Below are 15,212 nucleotides of genomic sequence, written 5' to 3' on the forward strand. Positions count from 1 at the left end.
CCTTGGTCGTCGGCTACAATGCCGGCGTGCAAAAAATCCTGATCGTCGGCAGCGGGGACGTCGCCCGCCGCATCCTTACCCAGCTCGCCCCGCAGTACCGCGTCTATGCGCTGATGCGCGATGCCGCTCGCGCCGCCGAGTGGCGCCTGGCCGGCGCCGTGCCGGTGTTCGGCGATCTCGACCGGCGGCGCAGCCTGGACCGCCTGGGCGGCCTGGCCGACGTCGTCCTGCACCTGGCGCCGCCGCCGGCCAGCGGCGAAAGCGATACGCGCACCCGGCACCTGCTGGCCGCGCTGGAGAAGGCCGAAAGTCTACCACGCCGCCTGGTTTACGTAAGCACGACAGGGGTTTACGGCGATTGCGGCGGCGCCCTGATCGACGAGACGCGACGCCTGGCGGCGGACAATCCGCGGGCCCGCCGTCGGGTCGATGCCGAGCGTCAGCTGCGCGCCTGGGGCCGCCGTCGCGGCGTCGCCGTCAGCATCCTGCGCGCGCCCGGCATCTATGCCGCCGACCGGCTGCCGCTCGAACGCCTGGAAAAAGGCCTGCCGGCGCTGGTCGACCGTGACGATGTGTTCACCAACCACATCCACGCCGACGATCTGGCCGCCGCCTGCCGGGCGGCGATCCGGCGCGGGGCGGCGAATCGCGCCTACAATGCGGTCGATGACTCGGACCTGAAGATGGCCGAATACTTCGATCGCGTCGCCGATGCCTTCGCCCTGCCGCGGCCGCCGCGCCTGCCGCGGGCGCAGCTGGCGACGGCGGTGTCGCCGCTGCAGTTGTCGTTCATGCGCGAATCGCGCCGGATCGGCAACCGCCGGTTGAAGCACGAATTAAAACTGAGCCTCGCCTATCCGACCGTCGATGTCGGGATCGCCGGGGCCGTCTCTGGGAGAAAAGCATGCTCGTCGTGAAGACCCTGCACATCTGGATGGTCGTTTCCTGGTTCGCCGGCCTGTTCTACCTGCCGCGCATCTATGTCAACCTGGCGATGGTGCCGGCCGACAGCGTCGCCGAGCGCGAACGCCTGCTGCTGATGGCCGGCAAGCTGTACAAGTTCATGACGCCGCTCGGCGTCCTGGCCGTCGCCACCGGCCTCTGGCTGTGGTTCGCCTATGCCTTCGCCGGCGGCTGGCTGCATGCCAAGACCTCGCTGGTCGTCGTCCTCGCCGCTTACCACGTGTATTGCGGTCAACTGCTGAAAAGCTTCAAAAACGGCCGCAACAGCAAGTCGCACGTCTGGTACCGTTTCTTCAACGAAGTGCCGGTGGTGATCCTGCTGGTCGTCCTTTTCCTCGTCGTCCTCAAGCCTTTCTGACATGAACAACTATTTCGCCATCTGCCCGCGCGGCCTTGAAGAACTGCTGCTCGAGGAACTGCGCGGCGTCGGTGCCGCCGACCTGCGGTCGACGCACGGCGGCGTGCATTTTGCCGGTGACTGGTCGGTCTGCTACCGCGCCAACCTCGAATCGCGGCTGGCCACGCGCATCCTCTGGCACATCGTCACCGGGCCCTATGCCAAGGAAGACGACATCTACCGGCTGGCCGTGCGCCAGTTGTGGCCCAACCATTTCGCCGTGTCGCGGACGATGCGCGTGGTGACGACGGCGATCAAGTGTCCGCTCAAGTCGCTCGACTTCGTCACGCTGCGCGTCAAGGATGCCGTCTGCGACCGCTTCCGCGAAGACCTCGGCGAGCGCCCGAACATCGAGACGCGCAATCCCGACGTCAGCATCCACGTCTTCCTGACCGAGAACACCTGTACGCTGTACCTCGACACTTCCGGCCAGCCGCTGTGGCAGCGCGGCTTCCGCAAGGCCAGCGTGGATGCGCCGCTGAAGGAGAATCTCGCCGCCGGCATCCTCAAGCTGAGCGGCTGGCAGCCGGGGATGCCGCTGATCGACCCGATGTGCGGCAGCGGCACCTTCCTGCTCGAGGCCGTGCAGATGGCGCTCGACCGCGCGCCCGGACTCGACCGCGGTTTCGCCTTCGAGCTGCTGAAGAAGTTCGAGGCGCTGACCTGGGCGGGCATCCGCGCCGCCGCCGAAGCCCGCGTCAAGCCGGCCGAGCGCATGGACATCCGCGGCTGGGACCTCGACGAACGCGCCGTGCGCGCGACCCGGCGCAACCTGCAGGAGGCCGGTTTCGGCAATGTCGTCACGGTCGACCAGGGCGACATCCTGGAAATCGCGCCGCTCAACGAAAGCGGCGTCCTCGTCACCAATCCGCCCTACGGCGAACGCATCGGCGAACAGGACGAACTGGCGGCCTTCTACCCGCAACTGGGGACGGCGCTGAAACGCAACTGGGCCGGCTGGAACTGTTTCTTCTTCACCGCCGACCTGCGCCTGCCCAAGCTGGTCGGTTTGAAGCCGAGCCGCAAGACGCCGCTGTTCAACGGTCCGCTCGAGTGCCGACTGTTCGAGATCCGCATGGTGGCAGGGAGTAACCGCAAGGGCTGATTGCTGCGCTGCGGCATGGATGGTGTTTGATTCTCCCGGGTTTTCCGCAGACAATGCGGAGCGACTTCGGTCGCAACCAATAACAAAACTCAGGAGATCAGCATGTCCGTTCAATCCCTCTATCAAGCCAAACGCATGTCCGCCGCCGACGCCATCCAGGTCGTCCGCGACGGTGACACCATCGTCGTTCCGACCGGTGTCGGCGAACCGCCCGCCCTGCTGACGGCGCTTTCCGAGGTGCGCCGCAATTACCGCGGGGTCAGGATTTCGCAAATCCTGCCGCTGCGCAAGTACGGCTACATCGATCCGGAAACCGTAGACCACATCCGCCACGACGCCTACTTCTTCGGCGGCGCGACCCGTCCGGGTGGCCAGGAGGGCTGGATCGACTACGTCCCGGCCTATTTCTCGGAACTGCCGATGCTGATCAAGCGCGGCCTGACCCCCGCCGATGTCGTCTTCTCGCTGGCCTCGCCGATGGATGAGCACGGCTATTTCTCGCTGTCGCTGGCTCCCGACTACACCATGGCTGCCGTCGAGAAGGCGCGGGCGATCGTCCTCGAGGTCAATCCCAACGTGCCCTTCGCCAATGGCGACTGCCACGTGCATGTCTCCCAGATCGCGGCGCTGACCGAAAGCAGCGATCCGCTGCTCGAAGTCGGCCTGCCCAAGATCGGCCCGGTCCAGGAAGCGATCGGCGGCTATGTCGCCGAGATGATTCCCGACGGCGCGACGCTGCAGATCGGCTACGGTGGCATTCCCGACGCCGTCGTCATGCAGCTGACCCACAAGCGCGACCTCGGCATCCACACCGAAATGATCGGCGACGGCATCATGAGCCTGGTCGAGGCCGGTGTCGTCACCAACCAGCGCAAGAACATCCACCGCGGCAAGATGCTGGCCACCTTCGCTCTCGGTTCGAAGAAGCTCTACGACTTCATGCACCGTAACAAGGCGCTCGAAATGCACCCGGTGGACTTCACCAACGATCCGCATCTGGCCGGCCAGAACGACAACCTGCACTGCATCAACGCGACCATGCAGATCGACTTCATGGGTCAGTGCGGTTCCGAAAGCCTCGGGCCGAAGCCGTATTCGGGCACCGGCGGCCAGGCCGACTTTGTCCGCGCGGCAAACCGCTCGAACGGCGGCAAGGCCTTTATCGTCCTGCCGTCCACGGCCAAGGACGACACCATCTCGCGCATCGTGCCGACCTTGACGCCGGGGACCCATGTGACGACCAGCAAGAACGACATCAACTACGTCGTCACCGAGCACGGCGTCGCCCAGCTGCGCGGCAAGACCGCCAAGCAGCGCTGCGCGGCGCTGATCGCGATCGCCCACCCGAACTTCCGCGAAGAACTGCGGGCGGCGGCAAAGAAGCTGAATCTGCTGTAAAGGGGCATGTGGATGGAACTGACGAAACGATTTTCCGATCGCGAACTGGAACAGATCGTCGAGGAAGCGACCATCTACATGTGCGCCTGCCCGGGCCAGGTCGCGGCGCAGCTGCGCAGTCTGCGCGAGCTGTTCCGCTACCAGCTGCAATGCGAGGTCGAGCCGGGTAACGATCTCGCCGTGCACCGGGCGATTGCCGACGCAACCGCCCGGGCGCATGTCGTCATGGAAGCATGCATGGAAGAAGTCCTGGCCATCGAGGGCTGGGACCGGAAAACGCTGCAGATGCCCGAGGGCCTGCGGCGCAAGCGCAGCGACCTGCTTGCCGCCGAAGACTGAGGCAGCTTACAAACTGTAGCAATTTTCGGCTGCCGGCCCGCCGGGGGCTGGGCTATGCTTGAACGACAAGCATGGGAGCGCCGATGAAATTCCTGAAACGCCTTTTGCTCAGCCTCTGCCTCGTGCTGATCGCCGGCCAGTCGGTCTGGGCCGATCCGCCGCACGGTCGTGTCGGCGTTTACCTCGGCCCGGTCTGGGGGCCGTTCTGGTACCCCGGGCCATGGCCGCATTATCCGCCGCCGATCATCGTCACGCCGCCACCGCCACCGCCGCCACCGGTCTATGTCGAACAGGGCGCCGAGGGCGGGCTGGAAGGCGAATACTGGTACTACTGCGCAACGGCCCGCGACTACTATCCTTCGGTCAACGAATGTCCGGAAGGCTGGGTCGCGGTTCTGCCGCAAGCGAAGAACTGAGAGGTCCCGCGATGCATCCGACAGTCCCCTGTTTCAAGATTGTTCCGCTCGTCCTGCTGCTCGGCGCGTGCACGGTGATCCCCACCGGTCCCAGCGTCATGGTGCTGCCCGGGACCGGCCAGAGCATCGAGCGCTTCCGTGCCGACGAGGCGTGGTGCAAGGACGACGCGATGCGCCAGATCGGCGGCAGGAGTGTCGCCCAGGCGCAACGCGAGTCGGCCGTGAGCAGCGCCGCGGTCGGTACTGCGGTTGGCGCGGTGGCCGGCGCGGCAATTGGCGGCGATGCGCACGGTGCGGCGGTTGGCGCTGGCGTCGGCCTGCTCGCCGGCAGTGCCGCGGGGGGCGAATCGGGACGGCGTTCCGGCATCGGCACGCAGCAGCAATACGATAACGCCTACATCCAGTGCATGTACGCCAAGGGACACCGGGTGCCGGTACCGGGCAACATGAGTTACGCCAGGCCGGTACGCGCCGGCGAGGCCGGTATTCCGGCACCGCCGGCGGGCAGGCCGCCGGCGCCGCCGCCCGGCGTGCGCTGAATCAGGCGACGCCGGCGCTGTGCGCCTGCTGGTCGGCCCAGTAGCTTGACCTGACCATCGGCGCGCAGGCGGCACCGGTGAAGCCCATCTTCCTGGCTTCTTCTTCGTACATCTTGAACACGTCGGGGTGAACGTAGCGCGTTACCGGCAGGTGGTGGCCGGACGGCGCCAGGTACTGGCCGATGGTCAGCATCTCGACGTCGTGGGCGCGCAGGTCGCGCATCACTTCGAGGATTTCCTCGTCGGTTTCGCCGAGACCGACCATCAGGCCGGACTTGGTCGACACGTTCGGGTAGCGCGCCTTGAACTGCTTGAGGAATTCCAGCGAGTGCTTGTAGTCGGCGCCGGGGCGGGCCTGCTTGTAGAGGCGCGGCACGGTTTCCATGTTGTGGTTGAGGACGTCGGGCAGGGCGCCACCGAGGACCTCGAGGGCGACGTCCATGCGGCCGCGGAAGTCGGGGACCAGGGTTTCGACGGTGGTCGTCGGCGACAGCTGGCGGACGTTGCTGATCACGTCGACGAAGTGCTGGGCGCCGCCATCGCGCAGGTCGTCACGGTCGACGCTGGTGATCACGACATAACGCAGCTTCAGCGCGGCGACCGATTCGGCCAGTTCGCGCGGCTCGTCCGGGTTGGGCGGCAAGGGCTGGCCGTGGCCGACGTCGCAGAACGGGCAGCGGCGCGTGCAGATGTCGCCGAGGATCATGAAGGTGGCGGTGCCGCGGCCGAAGCATTCGCCGATGTTGGGGCAGGTGGCTTCCTCGCAGACGGTGTGCAGCTTCTTCTCGCGCAGCATGGTCTTGATCTCGCCGAAGCGGCCGGCGCTGTTGCCGGCCTTGACGCGGATCCAATCGGGCTTTCTCAGTGGCTCGGCGACCGGGACGATCTTGATCGGGATGCGCGCTGTCTTCAGTTCGCCCTTTTGCTTGACGCCTTTTTGCTTGGTTTCAGCCATGGTGTTTGTCCAGTTGCTGCAGCAGTTGCTGCGAGAGTTGCTCGCCCGCCTCGCTGGCGGTGAGCGGAATGCCGAGGTCCCGGGTCTGGATGACCTGGAGGCCGGGATAGCCGCAGGGGTTGATCGCGGCGAACGGCGCCAGGTCCATGTCCACGTTCAGCGAGACGCCGTGGTAGGAGCAGCCGTTGCGGATGCGCAGGCCGAGCGCCGCCACTTTGGCCGGGCCGACATAGACGCCGGGGGCGCCGTCGCGCCGCTCGGCCGTGACGCCGTAGTTGCCGAGCAGGTCGATGACCGCCTGCTCGATGGCGCTGACCAGTTCGCGCACCTTGATCTTTCGCCGCGCCAGGTCGAGCAGCAGGTAGATCACCACCTGGCCGGGGCCGTGGTAGGTGACCTGGCCGCCGCGGTCGATCTGTACCAGCGGGATGCCGACGTCGCGCAGGATGTGTTCCGGCTTGCCGGCCTGGCCGAGCGTGTACACCGGCGGATGTTCGACGATCCACAACTCGTCCGGCGTCTCGGCCGTCCGCGTCGCGGTGAAATCCTGCATGGCCTGGAAGGTCGGCGCGTAGTCGACGCGGCCCAGGCGTTTGACGACGATGCTCACGTCAGAGCACGACCTTGACCAGCGGGTGCGACGTCAGCTCCATGTACAGCGCGTCGAGCTGCGGCTTCGAGGTGGCGACCACGGTGCAGGTCAGGCTCAGGTAGTTGCCGCCGGAACTGGCGCGCATTTCCATCGTTGCGCCGTCGAAATCGGGGGCGTGCTTGGTGACGATGGTGAGCACCGCCTGGGCGAGTTCGTCGTGCGCCTTGCCCATGATCTTCAGGGGAAAGTCGCAGGGAAATTCGAGGAGGGTGTCCTTGTACGAAGCCATCTCAGCCTTTGCGCATTACCGTGTTCTTGAAATCCTGATACCACTGCCACATCCGTTCGCCGAGCGGGCCGGGTTTCCCGTTGCCAACCGGGGCGCCGTCGAGCGTGGTGATCGCCAGCACTTCCTTGGTCGACGAGGTCATCCAGACCTCGTCGGCGGCGCGAAGTTCCGTTTCGGCAATTTCGCGGATTTCCAGCGGTTGACCGTGAACCTGCGCCAGATCGACGATCACGTCGTAGGTGATGCCGGGCAGCATCAGCTGCGTCTTCGGCGGCGCCAGCAGGCGCCCGTCCTTGACCACGAAGATGTTCGAGGCGGCGCCTTCCTTCATGAAGCCGTCGCGGATCAGCAGCGCTTCGGCGCAGCCCTGTTCGACCGCCTGCTGGCGGGCGAGGACGTTGGCCAGCAGCGAGATCACCTTGAGGTCGCAGCGTGCCCAGCGCTGGTCGGCAACGGTGATCGCGGCGACGCCGGCGGCGCGGACGGCGGCCGACGGCGTGACCAGCGGCCCGGCGAAGGCGAAGGCAGTCGGCGTCACCGAGGCCGGCGGGAAGGCGTGGTCGCGCTTGTCGTCGGCGCCGCGGGTGACCTGCAGGTAGATCGACTGGTCGTCCCAGGGGGCGTCGGCGATCAGCCTGAAAATCACCGATTTCCAGGCGTCGACCGTCAGCGGGTTGGCCAGCCGGATTCCCGCCAGCGTCGCCTGCAGGCGGGCCAGGTGCTCGTCGATGCGGAACGGCTGCCGGGAATAGACCGGGATCACTTCGTAGACGCCGTCGCCGTAGAGGAAGCCGCGGTCGAGCGGCGAGACGCCGGCGGCGGCGAGCGGCAGGAACTGGCCGTTGAGGTAGACGGGTTCGGCGACGTAGGCGGTCATGGCATCAGTTGAACCAGAGTTTGACGGTGTCGATGGCACGGCCGAAGATGCCGGCGACCGGCACGGTTTCCAGGGCCGGTACCGGGAAATCGCCGTAGGGCTTGCCGTCCAGGCTGACCTTCATGGTCGCCACCGTCTGGCCGCCCTTGACCGGCGCCATCAGCGGTTGCTCCGAGACCAGCTGGGCCTGCAGCTTGCCGGCCATGCCCTTGGGCACGGCGAGGATGAAGTCGCTGGCGTAGCCGGCCTTGACCCGGTTCTGTTCGCCCTTCCAGACGCGCAGCGACGAAATCGCCTGGTCCTTGCGGTAGAGGACGACGGCGTCGTAGGCCAGGTAGCCCCAGTTGAGCAGCTTCAGCGATTCGCTGGCGCGGGCGGCGTCGGAGCCGGTGCCGAGGACGACGGCGAGGAGCCGGCGCTGGTCGCGGATCGCCGAGGAGATCAGGCAGTAGCCGGCGGCGTCGGTGTGGCCGGTCTTGACGCCATCGACGCTCGGATCGGTCCACAGCAGGCGGTTGCGGTTCGGCTGGGTGATGCCGCCGTAGCGGAATTCCTTCATCGAGTAGTACTTCCGGTACTCCTCGGGAAATTCGCGGATCAGCGCGCCGGCCAGCTTGGCGAGGTCGCGCGCGGTGGTGTAATGCTGCGGGTCGGGCATGCCGGTGGCGTTGCGGAAGCTGGTCCCGGTCATGCCCAGGCGGCGCGCCTCGCGGTTCATCATCTGGGCGAAGTTCTCCTCGCTGCCGGCGATGCCTTCGGCCAGCACGATGCAGGCATCGTTGCCGGACTGGACGATCATGCCCTGGATCAGTTCCTCGACGGTGACGCGGGTGTCGACCTTGACGAACATCTTCGAGCCGCCCATCCGCCAGGCCTTTTCGGAGACCGGCAGCGGCTGGTCGAGGCTCAGGCTCTTCTGGCGGATCGCCGAGAAGGTCAGGTAGGCGGTCATCAGCTTGGTCAGCGAGGCCGGTTCGAGGCGCTGGTCAGCCTTTTCTTCGGCCAGGGTCTGGCCGGACCCCATTTCGACGAGCAGCCAGGATTTGGCGGCCAGCACCGGCGGCACCGGACGGTTCTGGGCGAAGGCGGCGAGGGAAAAACAGAACGACAGGATCAACAGCAGGGACTTGCGCAACGACATCGGGAGGGAACTCAGGGTGAAGGGGGAGGCGCCATTATAGCCCGCCCGGATTGCCCACCTGCGGCGCGGCGCTGCACAGCACCTCGATCGCCGGGTGGCGGATGCGCCGCTCGGTCGAGATCGCGTAGATGTGTTCGCTGACGCCGTCGAGTTCGCCGAGCGTCTGGGCGCCGTATTCCTCGGCCAGCTGTCCGGCCAGCGCCAGCGGTGCCGGGAAGATGCCGAGGCCGCCGCGGCCGAAGGTGGTGAGCAGGGCGCTGTCCTCGAATTCGCCGACGATGCGCGGGTGCAGGCGCTGCTCCTCGAGCCAGCGGTCGATCCGGCCGCGCAGCGCGTTGTGCCGGGTTGGCAGCAGCAGGGGTGCCTGGTTGAGGCTTTCCGGAAAGTCCTTGCCGTGGCGTTCGGCCAGTTCGCGGCTGGCGAACAGGCCGCTGGGAAATTCGCCGAGGCGGCTGCTGAAGACCTTCAGGTTGCTGCCGACCGGTGCCGGGCGGTCGGTCAGGACCACGTCGAGCCGATGCAGGGCGAGGTCGGCAAGGAGGTTTTCGAATTCGCCCTCGTCGCAGATCAGGCGCACGTCGCCGGGCATCGCCGTGACCTGGCTGAGCAGCCGGTAGGCGAGCAGCTTCGGGATGCCGTCGGAAATGCCGACGCGCAGGCGCAGCGTATGGCTGTTGTCGTCCTGTTTCAGCGCGTCCTCGAGCTGCTCGCCGAGCTGGAAGATCTGGTCGGCGTAGCCGAGTGCCTTGCGGCCGGCGTCGCTGAGCACCAGGCCGCGTCCCTGGCTGTTGAACAGGGCCTTGCCGAGCTGCTGTTCGAGTAGGCCGAGCTGGCCGCTGATCGTCTGCACGGCAACGCCGAGGCGGTCGGCGGCGCGGGTGATGCTGCCTTCCTTGGCGACGACCCAGAAATAATGGAGGTGTTTGTAGTTGAGCATGGGTTTCGAAAAAAATTGATCTTCGTTCAATTTTGCTCCGTTTTTTCCAGGATTCCAATTGGTGTACCATCGCGCTGTTTCAATCACCTACGGAGTCCAACATGAAACGCATCGCGCTTTTCCTGATCACCAACCTGGCGGTCATGCTCGTGCTCAGCGTGGTGACCAGTCTGCTTGGCGTCAATCGCTTCCTCACCCAGAACGGCCTCGATCTCGGCATGCTGCTGGCGTTCGCCGCGGTCATCGGTTTCGGCGGTTCCTTCATTTCCCTGCTGATGTCGAAGCCGATGGCCAAGTGGAGCACCGGCGCCCGCGTCATCGAGCAGCCGTCGTCGTCCACCGAAGTCTGGCTGGTCGATACCGTCGCCCGCCTGGCCAAACGTGCCAACCTGCCGATGCCGGAAGTCGCCATCTATGATGGCGAACCGAATGCCTTCGCCACCGGCGCCAGCAAGAGCAGTTCGCTGGTCGCGGTGTCCACCGGCCTGCTCCAGAGCATGACCCGCGAGGAAGTCGAGGCGGTGCTGGCGCACGAAGTCGCGCACATCGCCAATGGCGACATGGTGACGCTGACGCTGATCCAGGGCGTGGTCAATACCTTCGTCATCTTCATCTCGCGGGTGATCGGCTACCTGGTCGATTCCTTCCTGCGTCGCAACGATTCGGAAAGCAGCGGCCCGGGCATCGGCTACATGGTCACCAGCATCGTCTGCGAGATCGTCTTCGGCATCCTGGCCAGCGTCGTCGTCGCCTGGTTCTCCCGTCAGCGCGAGTTCCGTGCCGATGCCGGGGCGGCTGGCCTGATGGGATCGGCGGTGCCGATGCAGAATGCGCTGCGCCGTCTGGGCAACCTGCATACCGAACCGCTGCCGCAGAACATGGCGGCCTCCGGCATCGCCGGCGGCAAGGGCGGCCTGATGGCGCTGTTCGCCACCCATCCGCCGCTGGAGGAACGGATCGCCGCACTGTCCGGTCGCTGAGCGCCGGCACCATGAAAAAGGGAGACCGCGGTCTCCCTTTTTTGTTTTGAAAATTGCCTTGTTTCAGTAGTCGACCGTGCGCAGTGCGTCCTCGATCAGTGCCAGCTGGCGGGCAATGTCCTGTGCGGCCTGGTCCTGTACCGCCTCGCTGGCGTCGCTCAACTGCAGCGCATAGTTCTGCACCTGGCGGGCCAGATGATAGATGCCCCACATCTCGATCTGCTCGGCGTGCTGGATCAGCTCGCTGATTTCCAGTTCGAGCGCATAGACGTCGATGGGCAGCACTTCCAGCGCCTCGTGCATGCGCGCCAGACGCTCGTCGGCGTCCTGGACGAATAGCCGGTCGAGGGTGTCGGAGCGCTCGCCGGGCTTGCTTGACGGACGCAGCGCGGCTTCCAGGCGGCCGGTGAAATGGCGCAGGCGTTCGCCGAAGTGCGGATTTTCCAGGCCGCCCTCGTCGAGCAAGGCCTCGGTGGTCGCGCTCAGGGCCGCGCTCAGGCGGTTGCCCGGCGCCTTGTGTTCGAGATGGTCGGCAACGCTGGCCAGGGTTTCGCCGAAGCGCAGGCAGTCGGCTTCGCCGGTTTCGATGGCCACCGCCAGCAGGGCAAAGACCAGCGGCCGGATCGTCGCCGGATCGCTGCGCCCATGCTGCGACCAGCCGTCGGCCAGGGTCTGGCAGGCGGCCTGCCAGCGCTTGTTGAGTTCAGGCGGATAGCGCACCGGCTGGGTCTTGCCGACCCAGGGCAGGATCGACGCCATCGCGTCGAGCGTCGGGGCGAGGGCGGTGCGGGTTTTCTCGAGATCGTCGTCGGGAATGTCGGCCATCGTCCTCACCTCCGGAAAGTGGTTTACCCCGCCAGTTTAGCGAAAGCCTCGACCACTTCGACAGGGGCTTGCACCAGTTCGACGAGCACGCCTTCGCCGCCGATCGGGAATTCCTCGTTACCCTTGGGGTGCAGGAAGCAGATGTCGAAGCCGGCTGCGCCCTTGCGGATGCCGCCGGGGGCGAAGCGCACGCCGTTGGCCGACAGCCATTCGACGGCCTTGGGCAGGTCATCGATCCACAGGCCGACGTGATTGAGCGGCGTCGTGTGCACGGCCGGTTTCTTTTCCGGATCGAGCGGCTGCATCAGGTCGACCTCGACCTTGAACGGGCCCTTGCCCATCGCGCAGATGTCCTCGTCGACGTTCTCGCGTTCCGACATGAAGGTGCCGGTCACTTCGAGGCCGAGCATGTCGACCCACAGAGTCTTGAGTTTTTCCTTGGACGGGCCGCCGATGGCGATTTGCTGGATGCCGAGAACCTTGAACGGACGAGTCATGCGTTATCTCCCTGTCGGGCAGTGGTTTGAGTAATCCATAATTATAGGGATTTCCGGCGGTAGGCATAGACCAGCAAGGCGACCCCGGCCAGGACCATCGGCAGCGACAGCCACTGTCCCATGCTGACCGTGTACGACTGGCCGAAGATACCGTGGTCCGGTTCGCGGAAGAACTCGGTGATGAAGCGGAAGGCGCCGTAGCCGATCAGGAAGACGCCGGACGTGGCACCGGTTGGCCGGGGTTTTGCGGTCCACAGCCAGAGCAGGGCAAAAAGCGCCAGCCCTTCGAGGCCGACGTGGTAGAGCTGTGACGGGTGGCGCGGTTCCAGGCTGCCCGATTGCGGAAAGACCATCGCCCAGGGCAGCGAAGGATCGGCCAGCCGGCCCCACAGTTCGCCGTTGATGAAGTTGCCGACGCGACCCGCGGCCAGGCCGAGCGGAACCAGCGGCGCAATGAAGTCGGTCACGGTCAACCAGCGTAAACCGGCTTTTTTCGCCCACAGCATCATCGCCAGCAGCACGCCGAGGAAGCCGCCGTGGAAGCTCATGCCGCCCTTCCAGACGGCGAGGATCTCGAGCGGATTGGCCAGGTAGTAGCCGGGCTCGTAGAAGAGCACCTGGCCGAGGCGGCCGCCGAGCACGACGCCGAGGACGCCATAGAAGAGCAGGTCGTCGAGTTGTTCGGCGCTGACCGGCGCCAGCTTCTGGCGGATGCGTAAACGGCCGAGCGCGATGAACTGGAGGAAGGCGAGCAGGTACATCAGCCCGTACCAGCGGATGGCGACCGGGCCAAGGTAAATGGCGACAGGATCGAACTGAGGATGGAGCAGCATGGTCGAATCGATTCGGCTAGAATTGGCCGATTATAGATCGCGACCGTGACAGCTTCGTGCCGGCGCCAGATACAAACGGAGAGTGAGCATGCCCCAGTACCGTTCCCGCACTTCCACCCATGGCCGCAACATGGCCGGCGCGCGCGCCCTGTGGCGCGCGACCGGCATGAAGGACGGCGACTTCGGCAAGCCGATCATCGCCGTCGTCAACAGCTTCACCCAGTTCGTTCCCGGCCACGTCCATCTCAAGGACATGGGCCAACTGGTCGCCCGCGAAATCGAGGCAGCCGGCGGCGTCGCCAAGGAATTCAACACCATCGCCATCGACGACGGCATCGCCATGGGCCATGGCGGCATGCTCTACTCGCTGCCGTCGCGCGACCTGATCGCCGATTCGGTCGAGTACATGGTCAATGCCCATTGCGCCGATGCGATGGTCTGCATCTCGAACTGCGACAAGATCACTCCGGGCATGCTGATGGCGGCGATGCGCCTGAACATCCCGGTCGTCTTCGTTTCCGGCGGCCCGATGGAAGCCGGCAAGGTCAACTGGAAGGACCAGACGATCAAGGTCGATCTCATCGACGCGATGATCAAGGCCGGCGACAAGACCGTCTCCGATGCCGAAGTCGAGAGCTTCGAACGTTCCGCCTGCCCGACTTGCGGTTCGTGCTCGGGGATGTTCACCGCCAACTCGATGAACTGCCTGACCGAAGCGCTGGGCCTCAGCCTGCCCGGCAACGGCACCGTCGTCGCGACGCACGCCGACCGCAAGCAACTGTTCCTGCGCGCCGGTCGCCTCGCCGTCGAACTCTGCCGCCGTTACTACGAGCAGGAAGACGCTTCGGTCCTGCCGCGCGCGATCGCCACCAAGGCGGCTTTCGAAAATGCGATCACGCTCGACGTCGCCATGGGCGGCTCGACCAATACCGTGCTGCATCTGCTGGCCACCGCCCGCGAGGCGGAAGTCGATTTCACGATGGCCGACATCGACCGCATCTCGCGCAAGACGCCGTGTCTGGCCAAGGTGGCGCCGGCAACGCAGAAGTACCACATCGAGGACGTGCATCGCGCCGGGGGGATCATGGGCATCCTCGCCGAACTGGCGCGCGCCGGGTTGATTCACACCAATGTGTCGACCGTGCATATGAAGACGCTGGGCGAGGCGATCCATACTTATGATGTCACCCACAGCGCGGCGCCCGACGTGCTCGAATTCTTCAAGGCTGCACCGGGCGGCGTTCCGACGCAGACTGCCTTCTCCCAGGATCGCCGTTATCCAGAGCTCGACCTCGATCGGACCAACGGCTGCATCCGCAACCAGGCCAACGCCTACTCGCAGGACGGCGGCCTGGCCGTGCTCTACGGCAACATCGCGGTCGACGGCTGCATCGTCAAGACCGCTGGTGTCGATGAATCGATCTGGAAATTCAGCGGCCGGGCACGCGTCTTCGAAAGCCAGGATGCGGCGGTCGAGGCGATTCTCGGCGAAAAAATCGTCGCGGGCGACGTCGTGGTGATTCGGTACGAGGGGCCGAAGGGCGGTCCTGGCATGCAGGAAATGCTCTATCCGACCTCGTATTTGAAATCGATGGGGCTGGGCAAGGAATGCGCCCTGCTCACCGATGGTCGCTTCTCGGGCGGTACTTCCGGGCTGTCGATCGGGCATGCCTCGCCCGAGGCTGCGGACGGCGGCGCCATCGGCCTGGTCGAGGAAGGTGACCGGATCGAGATCGACATTCCGGCGCGCAGCATCAATCTGGCTGTTTCCGACGATGTCCTGGCTGCCCGCCGGGCAGCCATGGAAGGGCGTGGCGAAGCTGCCTGGAAACCGGTTGATCGTCAGCGCGTCGTCTCGGCGGCTCTGCAGGCTTATGCGCTGATGACGACCTCTGCCGACAAGGGGGCGGTGCGCGACGTGAGCAAGATCCAGCGTCGCCAGTAGGGAAATAAGTCAACCTTTTCGGCTGTCTGCCGTTATTATTCCCGCCCGGGGCCGCAATGCTGCGGCCGCCGGGGCTGAAATCCCCTGTTGCATTTGATGGTTTGCGGTCGGTGGTGGCGGGCTATATCATCCGTTCATGATTCACTGTCAAGCGTCAAAGCATTAACCCACCCAGAAAATGGAG

At 65.6% G+C, this 15,212-nt stretch carries 18 protein-coding genes; 9 read left to right on the forward strand and 9 right to left on the reverse strand.

Annotated elements, in window-relative coordinates:
• Positions 1 to 26: 26 nt before the first annotated feature.
• From DFR40_RS08510 to DFR40_RS08540, 7 genes are all read left to right on the forward strand, one after another.
• Positions 27 to 917: an NAD-dependent epimerase/dehydratase family protein gene (locus DFR40_RS08510; protein ID WP_121458252.1), complete on the forward strand. Its 891-nt coding sequence runs from the start codon at positions 27 to 29 to the stop codon at positions 915 to 917.
• Positions 905 to 1,321, forward strand: a complete 417-nt coding sequence (locus DFR40_RS08515; protein WP_121458061.1) for a CopD family protein — start codon at positions 905 to 907, stop codon at positions 1,319 to 1,321. Before DFR40_RS08510 ends, DFR40_RS08515 begins: the two co-directional genes overlap by 13 nt.
• Position 1,322: 1 nt before the next feature.
• On the forward strand, positions 1,323 to 2,465 hold the full coding sequence (locus DFR40_RS08520; protein ID WP_121458062.1) for a THUMP domain-containing class I SAM-dependent RNA methyltransferase: 1,143 nt from the start codon (positions 1,323 to 1,325) through the stop codon (positions 2,463 to 2,465).
• A 102-nt stretch (positions 2,466 to 2,567) separates the two neighbouring features.
• The gene (locus DFR40_RS08525) at positions 2,568 to 3,863 is read left to right on the forward strand and encodes an acetyl-CoA hydrolase/transferase family protein (RefSeq protein WP_121458063.1); all 1,296 of its coding nucleotides are present in this window, start codon (positions 2,568 to 2,570) and stop codon (positions 3,861 to 3,863) included.
• Positions 3,864 to 3,875: 12 nt separating this feature from the next.
• Positions 3,876 to 4,202, forward strand: coding sequence for a hypothetical protein (locus tag DFR40_RS08530; RefSeq protein WP_121458253.1), 327 nt, complete (start codon positions 3,876 to 3,878; stop codon positions 4,200 to 4,202).
• 83 nt (positions 4,203 to 4,285) lie between these two features.
• Positions 4,286 to 4,618 (forward strand): hypothetical protein, encoded by a 333-nt coding sequence (locus DFR40_RS08535; RefSeq protein ID WP_121458064.1) that lies wholly within the window; start codon positions 4,286 to 4,288, stop codon positions 4,616 to 4,618.
• A gap of 11 nt (positions 4,619 to 4,629) precedes the next feature.
• Positions 4,630 to 5,157, forward strand: coding sequence for a YMGG-like glycine zipper-containing protein (locus tag DFR40_RS08540; protein WP_121458065.1), 528 nt, complete (start codon positions 4,630 to 4,632; stop codon positions 5,155 to 5,157).
• Position 5,158: 1 nt separating this feature from the next.
• Here DFR40_RS08540 and lipA read toward each other — a convergent pair whose 3' ends face one another.
• From lipA to nhaR, 6 genes are read right to left on the reverse strand one after another with little or no spacing between them, the layout of a single operon-like run.
• Complete coding sequence (gene lipA / locus DFR40_RS08545; RefSeq protein WP_121458066.1) at positions 5,159 to 6,112, reverse strand: lipoyl synthase; 954 nt, start codon at positions 6,110 to 6,112, stop codon at positions 5,159 to 5,161.
• Complete coding sequence (gene lipB, locus DFR40_RS08550) at positions 6,105 to 6,722, reverse strand: lipoyl(octanoyl) transferase LipB (protein WP_121458067.1); 618 nt, start codon at positions 6,720 to 6,722, stop codon at positions 6,105 to 6,107. Before lipB ends, lipA begins: the two co-directional genes overlap by 8 nt.
• 1 nt (position 6,723) lies before the next feature.
• Positions 6,724 to 6,993 (reverse strand): HP0495 family protein, encoded by a 270-nt coding sequence (locus DFR40_RS08555; protein ID WP_121458068.1) that lies wholly within the window; start codon positions 6,991 to 6,993, stop codon positions 6,724 to 6,726.
• Position 6,994: 1 nt separating this feature from the next.
• On the reverse strand, positions 6,995 to 7,870 hold the full coding sequence (locus tag DFR40_RS08560; protein ID WP_121458069.1) for a D-amino acid aminotransferase: 876 nt from the start codon (positions 7,868 to 7,870) through the stop codon (positions 6,995 to 6,997).
• Positions 7,871 to 7,874: 4 nt separating this feature from the next.
• Positions 7,875 to 9,011, reverse strand: a complete 1,137-nt coding sequence (locus tag DFR40_RS08565) for a D-alanyl-D-alanine carboxypeptidase family protein (protein ID WP_121458070.1) — start codon at positions 9,009 to 9,011, stop codon at positions 7,875 to 7,877.
• 34 nt (positions 9,012 to 9,045) lie between these two features.
• Complete coding sequence (nhaR, locus tag DFR40_RS08570; RefSeq protein WP_121458071.1) at positions 9,046 to 9,948, reverse strand: transcriptional activator NhaR; 903 nt, start codon at positions 9,946 to 9,948, stop codon at positions 9,046 to 9,048.
• A gap of 101 nt (positions 9,949 to 10,049) precedes the next feature.
• Here nhaR and htpX point away from each other — a divergent pair, with 101 nt between their 5' ends.
• Complete coding sequence (gene htpX, locus DFR40_RS08575) at positions 10,050 to 10,928, forward strand: protease HtpX (RefSeq protein ID WP_121458072.1); 879 nt, start codon at positions 10,050 to 10,052, stop codon at positions 10,926 to 10,928.
• A 63-nt stretch (positions 10,929 to 10,991) separates the two neighbouring features.
• Here htpX and DFR40_RS08580 read toward each other — a convergent pair whose 3' ends face one another.
• The 3 genes from DFR40_RS08580 to lgt are packed head-to-tail and all read right to left on the reverse strand — an operon-like array spanning position 10,992 to position 13,083.
• Positions 10,992 to 11,753 carry a hypothetical protein gene (locus tag DFR40_RS08580; RefSeq protein WP_121458073.1) on the reverse strand — a complete coding sequence of 254 codons (762 nt, stop codon included), beginning with the start codon at positions 11,751 to 11,753 and terminating at the stop codon, positions 10,992 to 10,994.
• Positions 11,754 to 11,776: 23 nt separating this feature from the next.
• A complete protein-coding gene (locus DFR40_RS08585) occupies positions 11,777 to 12,250 on the reverse strand; it encodes a VOC family protein (RefSeq protein ID WP_121458074.1) in 474 nt (157 codons plus the stop codon).
• A 41-nt stretch (positions 12,251 to 12,291) separates the two neighbouring features.
• Positions 12,292 to 13,083 (reverse strand): prolipoprotein diacylglyceryl transferase, encoded by a 792-nt coding sequence (gene lgt / locus DFR40_RS08590; RefSeq protein ID WP_121458075.1) that lies wholly within the window; start codon positions 13,081 to 13,083, stop codon positions 12,292 to 12,294.
• Positions 13,084 to 13,171: 88 nt separating this feature from the next.
• On the opposite strand from lgt, the gene ilvD reads away from it, so the two are divergent.
• Positions 13,172 to 15,028: a dihydroxy-acid dehydratase gene (ilvD, locus tag DFR40_RS08595; RefSeq protein ID WP_121458076.1), complete on the forward strand. Its 1,857-nt coding sequence runs from the start codon at positions 13,172 to 13,174 to the stop codon at positions 15,026 to 15,028.
• The last annotated feature ends 184 nt before the right edge of the window (positions 15,029 to 15,212 follow it).

This window comes from Azonexus fungiphilus (assembly GCF_003634965.1).
Lineage (GTDB): Bacteria > Pseudomonadota > Gammaproteobacteria > Burkholderiales > Rhodocyclaceae > Azonexus > Azonexus fungiphilus.

Excerpts from the sequence above, each read along its gene's own strand:
- DFR40_RS08515 (WP_121458061.1), top strand. The coding sequence starts at position 905 with ATGCTCGTCGTGAAGACCCTGCACATCTGGATGGTCGTTTCCTGGTTC.
- DFR40_RS08520 (WP_121458062.1), top strand. The coding sequence starts at position 1,323 with ATGAACAACTATTTCGCCATCTGCCCGCGCGGCCTTGAAGAACTGCTG.
- DFR40_RS08525 (WP_121458063.1), top strand. The coding sequence starts at position 2,568 with ATGTCCGTTCAATCCCTCTATCAAGCCAAACGCATGTCCGCCGCCGAC.
- DFR40_RS08530 (WP_121458253.1), top strand. The coding sequence starts at position 3,876 with ATGGAACTGACGAAACGATTTTCCGATCGCGAACTGGAACAGATCGTC.
- DFR40_RS08535 (WP_121458064.1), top strand. The coding sequence starts at position 4,286 with ATGAAATTCCTGAAACGCCTTTTGCTCAGCCTCTGCCTCGTGCTGATC.
- DFR40_RS08540 (WP_121458065.1), top strand. The coding sequence starts at position 4,630 with ATGCATCCGACAGTCCCCTGTTTCAAGATTGTTCCGCTCGTCCTGCTG.
- lipA (WP_121458066.1), bottom strand. The coding sequence starts at position 6,112 with ATGGCTGAAACCAAGCAAAAAGGCGTCAAGCAAAAGGGCGAACTGAAG.
- DFR40_RS08555 (WP_121458068.1), bottom strand. The coding sequence starts at position 6,993 with ATGGCTTCGTACAAGGACACCCTCCTCGAATTTCCCTGCGACTTTCCC.
- DFR40_RS08560 (WP_121458069.1), bottom strand. The coding sequence starts at position 7,870 with ATGACCGCCTACGTCGCCGAACCCGTCTACCTCAACGGCCAGTTCCTG.
- DFR40_RS08565 (WP_121458070.1), bottom strand. The coding sequence starts at position 9,011 with ATGTCGTTGCGCAAGTCCCTGCTGTTGATCCTGTCGTTCTGTTTTTCC.
- nhaR (WP_121458071.1), bottom strand. The coding sequence starts at position 9,948 with ATGCTCAACTACAAACACCTCCATTATTTCTGGGTCGTCGCCAAGGAA.
- htpX (WP_121458072.1), top strand. The coding sequence starts at position 10,050 with ATGAAACGCATCGCGCTTTTCCTGATCACCAACCTGGCGGTCATGCTC.
- DFR40_RS08580 (WP_121458073.1), bottom strand. The coding sequence starts at position 11,753 with ATGGCCGACATTCCCGACGACGATCTCGAGAAAACCCGCACCGCCCTC.
- DFR40_RS08585 (WP_121458074.1), bottom strand. The coding sequence starts at position 12,250 with ATGACTCGTCCGTTCAAGGTTCTCGGCATCCAGCAAATCGCCATCGGC.
- lgt (WP_121458075.1), bottom strand. The coding sequence starts at position 13,083 with ATGCTGCTCCATCCTCAGTTCGATCCTGTCGCCATTTACCTTGGCCCG.
- ilvD (WP_121458076.1), top strand. The coding sequence starts at position 13,172 with ATGCCCCAGTACCGTTCCCGCACTTCCACCCATGGCCGCAACATGGCC.